At 39.2% G+C, this 13537-nt stretch carries 8 protein-coding genes and 9 tRNA genes; 9 read left to right on the top strand and 8 right to left on the bottom strand.

Going from position 1 to position 13537, the window contains the following annotated elements:
- Positions 1-55: 55 nt before the first annotated feature.
- Positions 56-131: transfer RNA gene (locus tag GQR39_RS03760), tRNA-Ala, on the bottom strand.
- 1258 nt (positions 132-1389) lie between these two features.
- On the opposite strand from GQR39_RS03760, the gene GQR39_RS03755 reads away from it, so the two are divergent.
- The 9 genes from GQR39_RS03755 to GQR39_RS03715 all read left to right on the top strand — a co-directional run bounded on the left by GQR39_RS03755 (position 1390) and on the right by GQR39_RS03715 (position 4815).
- Positions 1390-1465, top strand: a tRNA-Val gene (locus tag GQR39_RS03755).
- A gap of 153 nt (positions 1466-1618) precedes the next feature.
- Positions 1619-1694 (top strand) — tRNA-Val (locus tag GQR39_RS03750).
- Positions 1695-1743: 49 nt separating this feature from the next.
- A tRNA-Val gene (locus GQR39_RS03745) sits at positions 1744-1819 on the top strand.
- Positions 1820-1972: 153 nt separating this feature from the next.
- A tRNA-Val gene (locus tag GQR39_RS03740) sits at positions 1973-2048 on the top strand.
- 153 nt (positions 2049-2201) lie between these two features.
- Positions 2202-2277, top strand: a tRNA-Val gene (locus tag GQR39_RS03735).
- A 48-nt stretch (positions 2278-2325) separates the two neighbouring features.
- Positions 2326-2401 (top strand) — tRNA-Val (locus GQR39_RS03730).
- A 33-nt stretch (positions 2402-2434) separates the two neighbouring features.
- Positions 2435-2510, top strand: a tRNA-Val gene (locus GQR39_RS03725).
- 61 nt (positions 2511-2571) lie between these two features.
- Positions 2572-2647, top strand: a tRNA-Val gene (locus GQR39_RS03720).
- 521 nt (positions 2648-3168) lie between these two features.
- On the top strand, positions 3169-4815 hold the full coding sequence (locus GQR39_RS03715; RefSeq protein ID WP_165734828.1) for a tetratricopeptide repeat-containing response regulator: 1647 nt from the start codon (positions 3169-3171) through the stop codon (positions 4813-4815).
- A gap of 4 nt (positions 4816-4819) precedes the next feature.
- Here the strand turns inward: GQR39_RS03715 and msrB are convergent, their stop codons facing one another.
- From msrB to GQR39_RS03680, 7 genes are all read right to left on the bottom strand, one after another.
- Complete coding sequence (gene msrB, locus GQR39_RS03710) at positions 4820-5260, bottom strand: peptide-methionine (R)-S-oxide reductase MsrB (protein WP_007584021.1); 441 nt, start codon at positions 5258-5260, stop codon at positions 4820-4822.
- A gap of 147 nt (positions 5261-5407) precedes the next feature.
- The gene (locus GQR39_RS03705) at positions 5408-5848 is read right to left on the bottom strand and encodes a hypothetical protein (protein ID WP_007584019.1); all 441 of its coding nucleotides are present in this window, start codon (positions 5846-5848) and stop codon (positions 5408-5410) included.
- A gap of 2 nt (positions 5849-5850) precedes the next feature.
- Entirely contained in the window at positions 5851-6369 is a 519-nt protein-coding gene (locus GQR39_RS03700; protein WP_024607692.1) for a DUF2919 domain-containing protein, read from the bottom strand.
- Positions 6370-6379: 10 nt separating this feature from the next.
- The gene (gene ligA, locus GQR39_RS03695; RefSeq protein ID WP_165734827.1) at positions 6380-8398 is read right to left on the bottom strand and encodes an NAD-dependent DNA ligase LigA; all 2019 of its coding nucleotides are present in this window, start codon (positions 8396-8398) and stop codon (positions 6380-6382) included.
- Between the two features lie 80 nt (positions 8399-8478).
- Positions 8479-9246 (bottom strand): cell division protein ZipA, encoded by a 768-nt coding sequence (zipA, locus tag GQR39_RS03690; protein WP_007584012.1) that lies wholly within the window; start codon positions 9244-9246, stop codon positions 8479-8481.
- 73 nt (positions 9247-9319) lie between these two features.
- The gene (locus tag GQR39_RS03685) at positions 9320-12721 is read right to left on the bottom strand and encodes an AAA family ATPase (protein WP_165734826.1); all 3402 of its coding nucleotides are present in this window, start codon (positions 12719-12721) and stop codon (positions 9320-9322) included.
- 68 nt (positions 12722-12789) lie between these two features.
- Complete coding sequence (locus tag GQR39_RS03680; protein WP_024591598.1) at positions 12790-13521, bottom strand: RNA methyltransferase; 732 nt, start codon at positions 13519-13521, stop codon at positions 12790-12792.
- Between the last annotated feature and the right edge of the window lie 16 nt (positions 13522-13537).

Raw genomic sequence — 13537 nt, 5'->3', positions numbered from 1 at the left:
CCTCTAGACGATGGGGACACAGAAAACTGCTACCCTAGGACGAAACACTAATTTTTGGTGGAGCCATGCGGGATCGAACCGCAGACCTCTTCACTGCCAGCGAAGCGCTCTCCCAGCTGAGCTATGGCCCCAACTTAATCAATACCCGTCGTGATAAACACATCGTGTATCGCTTAGTGCGGGGCGCATTCTATGCACCACCCAAAATAAAGTCAACAGTTTTTTACCTAGCTTTATTTAAATGGTTTAATTTTCAACAAACTGGCTATCAAGCGTGCTAAAAAATACAATTTGAATAATATTCTAGCCCTACTGCTTATAATAACATCACTATATCGCAGCGAATACTCAACAACACCCTACTCCCCCTAATTAATGCAACAAAACTACATCAAAGCAAAGGTATACATTTATATGCAAATTGAATTTATCTAAAAACTACCAATTAAGGCCTCGCCAATAGCCTTAACCTTTTAAAAGTTATAATTACTTATAATAACCAAAGTTTAAATGTGGGTTTGAGAGTACCCACAGCCTTCACTCGCTTAATAACCAGCGTAGCTCGTACTGAGAAAAGTCGATTATTGTGTGAAGAACATTTTTTAAAGAGCATTGTAGCTTCGTAATTCTATGTACAAAACTTTAGCTATGTGTGATTTATTTAGGGCATGTTGACCTTTGTGGATTGAAATTTGTTCAATCTAGGGGCGATTAAATCGCGGCGCGAGGTTTGTAACCTAGTGGGCTAACTAAAAACCGAGCAACAAAGAGTAATTCCCCCTGGGCAGAACCCTTCGGGCAGCCATGTCTGGTCTTTATTCTGCGTCATCGCCTATTTATCGGGAATAACCACACGAATAGGCTCTGCCTTGCCTAAACACCTAACATACTGCTGCAAATTTAACCTCGATAGATCAACACGCCCTAGTCTTAACCCGAAAAGCTGTTAGTGAGGAGTGCGTCTTTCGAATTGGCTAGGTTGGCTTATAAAAAATAAAACAAGTACAAAAATAAAGTTTAGAGTATTGTAAGTATCATTCGTTTGGGGAAGTTTAAATTAAATTCATTTTTAAAGGCCAACTCTATTAGCTAAATAACTCGCCCTAATATTAATCCATCTGGATTATAATCATAAAAACGACTCCAATAAAAAAACAATGAGTATCGTAAAACTAAATTTAAGATTAATAGAGTTATAATTCCTGCTCACTTTTAGGTGCTTAATTGAACTGCCACCTTGAATTTGATGATAAAATAGACTTCCAAAGTATCCTATTGTTTATAAAAGCTTCACTCAGTACATTTTTATCATTCAAGTGTTGACACATTTCCAACTCTATCTATAATAGCGCCCCACAACAACGCAGCAATGTGATGTTGTTTAGATGTGGGTGATTAGCTCAGTTGGGAGAGCATCGCCCTTACAAGGCGAGGGTCACTGGTTCAAGTCCAGTATCACCCACCACTTTTTAATTAAAGTGTTCACATCTAAATTCTATATGGGTCGTTAGCTCAGTTAGAAAAAAGAGAGCATCACCGCTACTTACAAGCAACGGCGAAGTTCACTGGTTAAAATCCAGTACTATTTATTTTAATAGTAGCGTTTTAATTTATATGTGGGTGATTAGCTCAGTTGGGAGAGCATCGCCCTTACAAGGCGAGGGTCACTGGTTCAAGTCCAGTATCACCCACCACATATAAAACCTATTATTATTTAATAGTCGCGTTATAAAATTGTAATATGGGTCGTTAGCTCAGTTGGGAGAGCATCGCCCTTACAAGGCGAGGGTCACTGGTTCAAGTCCAGTACGACCCACCATTTTTTTAAAATGGTGTATATTACAAAAATCTAAATGGGTGATTAGCTCAGTTAGAAAAAAGAGAGCATCACCGCTATTTACAAGTAACGGCGAGGTTCACTGGTTAAAGTCCAGTACTATTTATTTTAATAGTAGCGTTTTAATTTATATGTGGGTGATTAGCTCAGTTGGGAGAGCATCGCCCTTACAAGGCGAGGGTCACTGGTTCAAGTCCAGTATCACCCACCACTTTTTAATTAAAGTGTTCACATCTAAATTCTATATGGGTCGTTAGCTCAGTTAGAAAAAAGAGAGCATCACCGCTACTTACAAGCAACGGCGAGGTTCACTGGTTAAAATCCAGTACTATTTATTTTAATAGTAGCGTTTTAATTTATATGTGGGTGATTAGCTCAGTTGGGAGAGCATCGCCCTTACAAGGCGAGGGTCACTGGTTCAAGTCCAGTATCACCCACCACATATAAACCTATTATTATATCAATAGTCGCGTTTTAAAATTTAATATGGGTCGTTAGCTCAGTTGGGAGAGCATCGCCCTTACAAGGCGAGGGTCACTGGTTCAAGTCCAGTACGACCCACCACTATTTACAGTGGTGCATATTAAAATGTAATTTGGGTGATTAGCTCAGTTGGGAGAGCATCGCCCTTACAAGGCGAGGGTCACTGGTTCAAGTCCAGTATCACCCACCAAATTACATTAAGCGGTTAATTGATAACAAAGAATTAAATAACAGGCATACCTATTATATGTGGGTGATTAGCTCAGTTGGGAGAGCATCGCCCTTACAAGGCGAGGGTCACTGGTTCAAGTCCAGTATCACCCACCACATATAAATACCATCAGACAACTCTTTATATGATAACTTCTCTAGTAATAAATCCTCTTTCCTATGTTAAAAGTATTTAATAACTTTATAAAAACTCAATATATAAATCGTATGTAATTAACTTAGCCTTAAGAAAAAGAGCATCGCCACCCTTTACAAGTAATGGCGAGGGTCACTGGTTCAAGTCCAGCATCACCCACCACATATAAGCACCATCAGATAATTTCTCTAATAACTCCTTTAATGATAACTTCTCTAGTAATAACTCTTTCTACCCATATTAAATACATTTCATATTTTTATTAAAATCTAAATTTCTATATCAAAGCACTCATCAAATTAGAGTTATCCATTTTGCTTATGTAGTTTTTAATTATGTTCTTCGGCTCAGTACTTTCGTAGTTAGATAAACGTATTAGGCAAAGTTAAGTACCTAATAAATACAGCTATCATTTAAATTCCCTTGTAAGCAGTTAAACTGTTGATTATAGTCTGTGTTAAATACAATTACGCTTAAGCCAATGCCAACTAAGATTTATTCAAAAGCCAAAATACTTATAGTCGAGGAGCAACCACTTGCCCAAAGCTATATGAAACAATCGTTAGAAAGGCTTGGCTTTCGGCAGTTGCGCTTTGCCGATCATGCAAACTCTGCAAAAGATCAGTGTTTAAGTGAAGAATTTGATCTAATCGTTTGTTCATTTAATTTAAATAAACACCAAGATGGCTACCAACTTTATGAAGAGCTACGTGTAAAACATCTTATAAAAAGCTCGACTGGCTTTATCTTCATCTCAGCAGAAACAAGTGGTTCACTAGTTCATAGTGTTCTTGAACTCCAACCTGATGACTTTTTAGTTAAACCTTTTACAGTGCAAGAGCTCAAAACACGCATTGAACGAATTTTAAAGCGTAAGCACGACTTACAAACAGTGTATTCATTAATTGATGATGGTAACGATTCAAAAGCTATTAAATTTATTGATACCGCTCTAGATAAAAAAAACAATAATTACAGCCCTATATTACTTCGCCTAAAAGGTGATGCCTTACTTCGTTTAAAACGAGCTCAGGATGCAAAAGACTTTTTTAAGTCTGTTCTCGACATTCAAAAATTTGCTTGGGCAAAAGTAGGCTTAGTAGAGGCACTTATAGCGAACAACGAACATATTTTGGCGCAGCGAATGCTCAAAACAATGTTAGAGCGCCAAGAAACTCGTTTAGTAGCCTTGGATTTGTTGGGCCGATTAGAAATAAAGCTAAATCAGTTTGAGCTAGCACAAGAGTTTTTGAGCCAAGCCGCGGAAATTGCACCGCGAAATATCACACGTCAAAAATCGCTAAGTAATGTCTCGCTAATTAATCACGACTATGAAAAAAGCTATTTAACTCAAAAAGATATTGCCACCTTCGCAAAGCACTCCATACACGACCACCCCGATGTATATTTAAATGCAGCACGTGCAGGTATCGACTTTGCGCTAACGACTGATCAAACCGATCAAATTCAACGAATTTCTAGGCAAACTAATCAATACATTAATGATTTAAAAAAACAGTTTCCTAATAATACAAACCAAGCTCAAATTGATGTACTTAATGCACGGCTTCATTATTTAAAAGATGAGCACCAAAAAGCGAAAAAGCTAATTGAACAGCTTGATGATGACGATACTCATATCCGATCGGTTGATGGCGCACTTGATAAGGCAAAAGCATTTCATGAACTGGGGTTTCATCAAAAGGCGCAAACCTTATTCACACAAATAATTAGCCACTGTGAAAGACATCCCGCAGTTAGCGACACAACTTACTTGCGTTATATTCAGCAGCAACAAAGTGAGCGACGCGATATTAAAATGGGTCCAAAAGAGCTTAATAACCATGCCGTTAGTCAATTTAATAAAGGCCAATTAAATACTGCGTTGGAAGCTTTTACACAAGCGTTTAGAGTCATGCCTCGTAATCAAAGTATCGCACTTAATTTATTACAGTGCCTATTTGATTCAACTAAGCAATCTGGCAGCTCATTTAATATGGATCTTGCTAGAAGGTGCTACGCCCTTCTTGATAAAACTAAATTACAAGCAGATCAGACGCAGCGTTTAGATAAGATTTTGCACATAGCAAAAGAAATGAATTTAGATATTCAAAGCGCTAGTAAATAAAATATTAGAGCTTTTTCATTGATGCGGCATTAACGCAATAACGTAAACCCGTTGGTAATGGGCCATCTGGAAAAATATGACCTAAGTGCGAATCGCACACGTTACAAACCACCTCTATGCGCTCCATACCATGACTTGTATCGCTTACATAGCCAATCGCTTCAATTGTCGCAGGTTGCGTAAATGACGGCCAACCAGTACCACTATCAAACTTCTCATCAGCATCAAACAATAGATTATCACAACAAATACACACATACTTGCCAGGTTCGAGTAATGTACAACTACCCGAGCTACCTGGGCGCTCTGTTCCCTTTTTACGTGTTACGTAATATTCATCTTCTGATAGTTGCATCCGCCACTGCTCGTCAGTTTTGACTACTTTTTTACTTGGGGTAGGATTGCCATTGGTGGCAAAGTTAATAACATCATTCCACTTCAACATAATAGCCTCATTGAATAGTTGATTAGCTATACTTTATAAAGTCATAAAAAGTACGGCTAATTATTACGTTATTTAATACACTAAAGATCAGCTAAGGAGTGTTGACCGTTTAAGACTAAAACTCGTTCAATCTTAAAGGTAATTTTCTTAGCTAAAGGTAATATTTTGTTTTTCTGAGTCGGTAAGTATTCGTTTAATAAAACTATCTAGCTCTGCTTTTTTTACAGGTAAACTAACACTCATTTGGCGCTCGTTATTACTGTAAATTATTAGCTCATCATCCTTTGTCGTTATACGTTCAATACTCTCAATAACTAACCAATCTGGACCGTGCTTTTTATCAAAAAATCCCATCAAACTAAAAAGTAATAAGTGTTGGGCATCTCGCTGAATAAAATCCTCTAACCTGTTTCTTGATTTAAATAAAGGCGTTAACCTATAAACGCTTGAGCAAAAAACAAATACCCATAACCCAAATAACGCTTTAAACCACATAAACTCTAAAAGCTCAGTGCTAATCATTAAAATAATAAGCACAAAGCCTATTATCGATATAGCTATCGCTATTTTTTTATTTACGGCGTCCACAACTAATCCCTTTTAAGTCGCTTTTTTTCTTCTGGTGCCTTTTCTGTCGGCTCAGGCCAATCATTAAAGAAAACAGTTAAATAGCGGCTTTTCACCAAATACCATAATACCCATAAAACAATCATCATTTGTACTGCTAAAAATGATGAAAATCGATAATGGCTATGCGCTGCTTGAACACTTAACCATGTTAAATCAACAACTGCACATAAAATAAGAGGCCAGCGCATATGTCGCCATATTCTTGCTAACCTGTTGCTTGCACTGTGTGAATCTCGTGGTCTGCGTAAACAAAATAAAATAGTCGGTATTATTGCAATACTTCCAATCGTTATTGCGATAAAAAAATCATTTTTATTTTTAAAAAATAACGACATTAAATCTAGTTCAGGCCTGCGGCTTAAAGCCGCAATAACCCAAATAAAATAACTGCGTAATAGCACAAGCACACTTAAATGAAATGCAATAGGCGTACGGTAACTTCCGTACTTATCCCAGTATTCTGGCCCATATCGGCTCATTGTCATTTTCCTAACCGTTATGCTTTATAAGCAACTCAATTAATTCATCTTCAGTTAGTATGTCTATGCCTAGGTCTTGTGCTTTTGTTAGTTTTGAACCTGCTTTTTCACCCGCCACTAACGCATCTGTTTTAGCCGATACGCTACCAGACACCTTGGCACCAAGTTGTTGTAATCGTGCTTTTGCATCATTGCGATTAAGTGTATTAAGCGTACCTGTAAGTACATATGTAAGCCCAGCGAGCGGCTGTTCTTCCTCAGAAGGTGCGCTCAACGCTGGCCAGTTTACACCTTGATCTATCAGCGCGTTAACAACTGCTAAATTATGCTCTTCATCAAAAAAGCCACGAACATGAGCAGCTACTATTTCGCCTACATCACTTACTTGCGTTAAACTATCAATGCTGGCATTTATTACATTTTCAAGGGTTAGAAAGTGATTAGCTAAATTTTGTGCTGTCGCCTCCCCTGCTTCTCGAATACCTAATGAATATAAAAACTTAGCAAGCGTAGTGCCTTTAGCCTCTTCAAGTGCTGTTACTAAGTTTTTAGCTGACTTAGGTCCCATACGTTCAAGTGACTCAAAATGCCCCTGTTTTAAAATAAACAAATCAGCAGGCGTTTTTATAAGTTCTCTATCGACTAACTGATCAACAATCTTATCGCCAAGACCATCTATATCCAGCGCTTTGCGCGAAGCAAAGTGCTTAATAGCTTGCTTACGCTGTGCAGGACATACAAGTCCACCCGTACAACGGGCTACAGCTTCGCCTTCAACCTTTTCAACATGAGAATCACAGATTGGGCAAGTCGTCGGGAATTCGATATCTCTGGCATCATCAGGTCTGCGTTCAAGTACAACTTGTGTTATTTGTGGGATTACGTCTCCAGCACGGCGAATAATAACTGTATCGCCTACTTTTACGCCTAAACGTGCAACTTCATCACTGTTATGAAGCGTTGCATTTGATACGGTAACGCCACCCACAAAAACAGGCTTCAAACGTGCAACCGGTGTAATGGCGCCAGTACGACCGACTTGAAAATCAACATCAAGTAGTTGGGTTATTTCCTCTTGCGCCGGAAACTTATACGCAATAGCCCAACGAGGAGCACGTGCCACAAAGCCTAAACGCTCTTGTAAGGTCTTTTTATTTATTTTTATTACCACGCCATCAATTTCATATTTAAGCTCACCACGGCGCGTTAAAATATCGCTGTAGTACTCGAGCGCGGCTTTTGGACCTTCAACTAATTTTGTTTCTGGGCACAAAGGTAGCCCCCAATCAGTCAGCTTTTCTAATTGCTGATAGTGATCCTCAGGAATGCTGCCATCAGCAACAAGCCCGGTGCTGTACGCATAAAACATGAGTGGGCGTTTAGCGGTAATTTTAGAGTCGAGTTGACGCAAACTCCCCGCTGCTGCATTACGCGGGTTAACAAATACTTTTTCACCGCGTTTTTGCGCTTCAGTATTCAATTTATCAAAGCCAGCGCTGTCCATAAATACTTCGCCGCGAACTTCAAGCTCTTTTGGGTAATCACCACGTAGCTTGAGCGGTACATTACGAATGGTTTTAACATTTTGAGTAATGTTTTCACCGGTAAAACCATCACCTCGAGTAGCCGCTTGTACAAGCACACCATCGCGATAAATAATTGATACAGCTAAACCATCAAGTTTTGGCTCACAACAAAAAGTAAGCTCATCAGTACTCATTAAACGCTCTTTTATACGGCGATTAAACGCAGTGAATTCTTCTTCACTAAAGGCGTTATCAAGTGAGAGCATGGGTACTTGGTGCGCTACTTGTTCAAATTTACTAAGTGCTGCACCGCCTACTTTTTGTGTAGGTGAGTCGGCGGTTAAAAATTCAGGATGCTCGGTTTCAAGTGCGCTTAGTTCGCGTAATAACCTATCGTATTCAGAATCAGGAATACTGGGGGTGTCGAGCACATAATAATTATAGTTGTGTTGCTCTAATGTAGTACGAAGATGATTAACTTGCTCACTAATGCTGCTAGACATTTAAACCTCAATAAACATAAAAAAAGCCACTTTGACGATTCACCGTCCAGTGGCTTATAAAAATATAATGTATGCGTTATTTACGCTGAAAAAGAACGAACCTGCTCAACATATTGTCTTACGCGATCTACTGTCATTTCATTTCGCTCAGCATCTAAAATTTGTGCACCAAATTCATCCGCTAACTTTTTAGCTGCGCTGTGCAACATATTAAATGCAGCTAGACCATCGCCGTCGCACGGTAACGTCATAAATAAGCTTACCCCAGCGGTACTAAACTGTTCCATATTATCAATATCAAACGTACCTGGGTTGTACATATTTACTAATCTAAATAAAACAGGGCCTTGACCAGCCGGATCTAAATGGCGATTAAAAAAGCCTTCCTCAGAATATTTAAAACCTAAAGTGTTAACTGCTGGCAATAATTTACTGCCCTGCATACTAAGCTCTTCCGGCATTTGAATATGTACAATAACAAAGTCAGACATTTGGGCAGGTGCTTCTTCAGCGCTTTGCTCTTTTGCTTCTAGGTCATCAACTATTTCTAGGTCATCTTCAATCGGCACTTCTGGCACGCTTGTATCTATTTGCGGCTCATTTGCATCAAAGTTAAGCTCACCAAACTGTGGCTCATCACGTTCGTTTTGCATTGGCTCTTTTGGTTCAGCCTCAGTTCGAAACGGTTTAGATGAAGCTGATGCGCTTTCTTGTAATGGTTCAACCCGCTCGTTATCAGATACTTCTGGGCGGTCTTTTTTTCTCACAGACCACAATCCATGTATTAATAAACCACCAATGACAACTACACTGATAATGATTAAAACCCATCTTAATTGTTCGGCCATCCCCTCACCTTTTATTATTTGATATGCCTAAAACCTGTATATTAATTAAAAATAATACACTTGTTATAAAAATTTATGCATGTGCAAGTTGCACAGCCTGCTCTATATCTACAGCAACCATACGCGATACGCCAGGTTCTGCCATAGTAACACCTGTTAATCTACCAGCCATTTCCATCGCAATTTTATTATGACTAATATAAATAAACTGCACTGATTGTGACATTTCTTCAACCAAACGGCAAAAACGCACAACGTTGGCATCATCCAATGGTGCATCTACTTCGTCCAGCATACAGAAAGGAGCTGGATTGAGCCTGAATATAGAAAACACTAATGATAATGCGGTCAGCGCTTTTTCTCCACCACTTAACAAATGAATTGTTGAATTTTTCTTACCCGGTGGCCGTGCCATTATACTAACACCACTTTCGAGTAAATCGTCACTGGTTAATTCTAAATACGCACTACCACCACCAAAAACTTTAGGAAATAGCTCTGCAAAGTCTTCGTTAACTTGATCGAACGTCGCTTTAAAGCGTGTTTTGGTCTCACTATCAATTTTACGAATTGCACCTTCAAGGGTACTTAACGCTTTTGTTAAATCATCTAATTGATTATCAAGATAGTCACTACGAGCTTTAGCTAAATCAAACTCTTCTATTGCCGCTAAGTTTACTGCACCTAATTTATCTAACTGATTAGTAAATCCGGTTAACTGATTTTGCGCTACACTTAAATTCAATGAATCAGGTAATTCATCAAGTATTGCTTTTAAGCTTTGCTTTAGCTCTTCTAATGGTTCGAGCGCAACTTGCGCTTTTATTAGTAAGCTTTGCTCTTCAATTGTTAGCTTTTGATGCTGCTCTTGCAAGCCCACCAGCTCACCTTGTGAGTTTTTAAGACTTGCTTGCTTGGTGTTTAAACTTTCTTTAGCGTGAGATAATTCTTTTTGTAGCACTACCAGTGCCTGCTCGCCTTTTTGATGCTGCGCTAAAAACTGCGTTATTTTATCGCTAAGCTCTTGCTCTGGGATCAGCAGCTCTTCTATTTCATTGAGTAGTTCTTGCGCACCTTCAGATGCACTAACGTGCTCCTGCTCTGCATGGCTCAATTTGGTTTGGCTTAACTGCCATTCACTGCGTGCCTTTTGCTCTGAGAGCGTTGCCTTATGCGCTTGCGTTTTATATTGCTCAAGCATGCTTAATGCTTCGCTATAACTTTTATCACTTTGTGAGCGCAGGCTATTTGCAGCGTCTACCTCATCCGCTAAGTTAAGTTGCTGCTCATTTAACACTTCAAATTGCTCTGTTTGCTCATCAAGCACGTTATTTAATTGCAAAAGCGCAGTGGTTAATTGCTGTTTTTGTTGCTGTAGCTTTTCTAGTTGAAGCTTAAAGTGCGCTACTTGCTGTTTGAGCATATCGCTGCGTGTACCGGCTACTGCTATATTTTGCGCAAGCTCATGTATGGCTTCTTTTAGCTCGCTTTGCTCGTTAATTAACTTTACTTGCTCGGCTGTATGTTCATCACGAGTGTGTGTTACTTGTTTTAGCTCATCCTCGGCATCAATTAACTGCTGAGCTTTATCCTGCAATTGCTTATGTTTTAAAAGTAATGAGTTTTCGGCATTTCGATCGGCACTTACATGCCAGTTACGACCATATAAAGCACCGTTTTTATCCATAACGGCTGTATAATAAGCATCTTTTAACAGCGTTAGATCACCGCTCTCGCTATAAGCAATGCGCGTTAAATGATCTGGGTACACGCCGCTTGTTATGAATGCCGCTAAGCTATTTTCAGCAATGTGCTTACCACTAATTGGCCACACACTATTATCAGCTTGTTGCTCACTTACATTTAAGTGCTCTAGCGATTTAAGTGCTTGCTCTATTAAGGGCTCAAAGCCTTCTTTAACACTTAGCTGATTAAACAAACCATTAGTACTTTCACTTTCTTCATCAAACCCTAATGTACTTTTAAGCCCCGTTATACTGGCTTTTAACTCATTTATTGTTTGAGTAAGCGTCGAATATTGCTTTTGTGAGTTATTAACACGCTCATTTTGCACTTCAAGCTGAGCACTGCACTGCGTGTGCGCTGTTTGTTTAGCAGCAAGTTCTTGGGTTAATGTTTGTGTTTGCTGTGTTTGCTGCGTTAATTGTTGTTCTACATCGCTACTTTGTAAGTCAGTAAGCTGCGTATTTAACTGATCAATTTGCTCGTTAACGTGGCTTATTTGCTGCTGAGTTTGTTTAATGTGACTGCTATGCAGTTGCGCACTATTATTAAGTTGTTGCTGTTGCTCACACAAAGTTTGCCAGTGTGTATTGTGGCGCTGCTTCAGTGCTAATAATTCCTCAAGCTCATGCGTTAACTTCCTAACTTGCTCTTCGCACATTAACGCGTTTTCACTTGCCTCTTGCAGGGCTTCATTTAGTTGCTCGCACACAATTTGCTGCTGCGTTTTAACTTCAGTGCTATGGGTTTGGCGTTGCTGTAATTTAATTAAATTTTGTTTAAGCGTTTGAGTTTGTTGCTTTACATTTATTTGCTGTTGCTCAGCGCGGGTAAGCTCGGTGTGTATTACATGTTGCTGATGTTGTGCATCGCTTAGTTTATCTTGCTGAGCTTGTACTTGCCCTTCTAAGCTTGCAAGTACATCGTCATGCCCTGAGTTAGCAGTTTTAAAAAACGAAATTTGATCGTTCAGCTTTTTAATTAGAGTACTTTTTTCAAGTTGCTGCTGATGTAACTTTTGCCATTTTAAAACCGCAATTTGCCCTTTTAATGTGCGTTCTTGCGCTTTTAATTCTCGGTATTTTTTTGCATCAACCGACTGCACAGCCAATTTATCTAACTGGCTTTGCAGCTCTTTACGCACATCTAACAAACGTTCAAGGTTTTCGCGGGTGCTTTTTATACGAGTTTGTGTTTCGCGGCGGCGCTCTTTGTACTTAGAAACGCCAGCGGCTTCTTCTAAAAATACGCGTAATTCTTGTGGTTTACTTTCTATTAAGCGCGAGATCATCCCTTGCTCAATAATTGCGTAACTACGCGGACCAAGACCTGTACCTAAAAATATATCGGTAATATCACGCTTACGGCATTTACTGCCATTTAAAAAGTACAGCGATAGCCCGTCGCGCGTTACTAAGCGTTTAATTGCAATTTGGTTTCGATCGGCAAATGTGTTTGAAGGACTACCTTTATCGTTATCAAAAACAAGCTCTACAGAAGCTTGTGATATGGCTTTACGATTAGTTGAGCCATTAAAAATAACGTCGGTCATGGCATCGCCACGCAGGTTTTTAGCAGAGCTTTCACCTAGCACCCATCGTACTGCATCAATAACGTTAGATTTGCCACAGCCATTAGGGCCTACAACACATGTCATTTGATCAGGAAATGGAATTTTAGTGGGCTCTACAAACGATTTAAAGCCCGCTAATTTAATAGTGCTTAAGCGCATCTTATTGTTATTACCAATTTATTATTGTTATTTGTCATAAACAATTTAACCCATAATTTACTAATAGATTAAGCTTGTCGTTTAAAGTTATCTAAAATGATACCGGTCGCCATTGCAACATTAAGTGACTCTGCTCCACCAAAAGCGGGAATGGTTATTTTATTGGTCACTAACTTTGCACATGTCTCGCGTATACCATGCGACTCACTGCCCATTAGTAAAACGCCTGAGCCCGTAAATTGGGTTTTATGTACACTTTGTCCATCTAAAAAAGCACCGTAAACAGGTAAATTTAAAGACTGTAAGTAATCAGGTAAATCTACTTGGCTTACCGATACCCTTACAAACGAGCCCATTGTGGCGCTAATTGTTTTAGGGTTGTAAGCGTCTGCGCTGTCGGTGCTAGTTACTATATGTTTAATACCGTACCAATCGGCTACTCTAATTATAGTGCCTAAATTACCAGGGTCTGATACGCCATCAAGCGCGAGTATTAAGCCATTTGCTTGTGGTAAAGCCGCCTTTGGCATATCAACAATAGCAATGGCTGCATTATTGCTAACTAATGTGCTCGCTTTAGTGAGGGTTTCTTCATCCGCTTCAATAAAATTAGCGTGCTGATACTCACTTTGGTACGCATTTATAAATTCGTTTGTAGCAAAAATATTAACCGCATTTAATGGGCTGTTTAATAACTCAAGTACGTTTTTTTCACCTTGTACAAGGTATTGATTATATTGCTTTCGGTACTTTTTTTGGCCAAGTTGGCGAATAAGTTTGAGTTGGTTTTTTGAAATCATAACAGCCCCATAAAAT

Origin of the sequence: Pseudoalteromonas sp. C8, assembly GCF_011378685.1 — a bacterium.
GTDB lineage: Bacteria > Pseudomonadota > Gammaproteobacteria > Enterobacterales > Alteromonadaceae > Pseudoalteromonas > Pseudoalteromonas arctica.
The sequence above is the reverse complement of the archived record's forward strand: the minus strand, read 5'-3'. Positions and strand labels throughout refer to the sequence as shown.

What these genes read in the sequence shown, in the direction of transcription:
- GQR39_RS03715 (WP_165734828.1), top strand. Translation starts at nt 3,169, where the DNA reads ATGCCAACTAAGATTTATTCAAAAGCCAAAATACTTATAGTCGAGGAG.
- msrB (WP_007584021.1), bottom strand. Translation starts at nt 5,260, where the DNA reads ATGTTGAAGTGGAATGATGTTATTAACTTTGCCACCAATGGCAATCCT.
- GQR39_RS03700 (WP_024607692.1), bottom strand. Translation starts at nt 6,369, where the DNA reads ATGAGCCGATATGGGCCAGAATACTGGGATAAGTACGGAAGTTACCGT.
- ligA (WP_165734827.1), bottom strand. Translation starts at nt 8,398, where the DNA reads ATGTCTAGCAGCATTAGTGAGCAAGTTAATCATCTTCGTACTACATTA.
- zipA (WP_007584012.1), bottom strand. Translation starts at nt 9,246, where the DNA reads ATGGCCGAACAATTAAGATGGGTTTTAATCATTATCAGTGTAGTTGTC.
- GQR39_RS03685 (WP_165734826.1), bottom strand. Translation starts at nt 12,721, where the DNA reads ATGCGCTTAAGCACTATTAAATTAGCGGGCTTTAAATCGTTTGTAGAG.
- GQR39_RS03680 (WP_024591598.1), bottom strand. Translation starts at nt 13,521, where the DNA reads ATGATTTCAAAAAACCAACTCAAACTTATTCGCCAACTTGGCCAAAAA.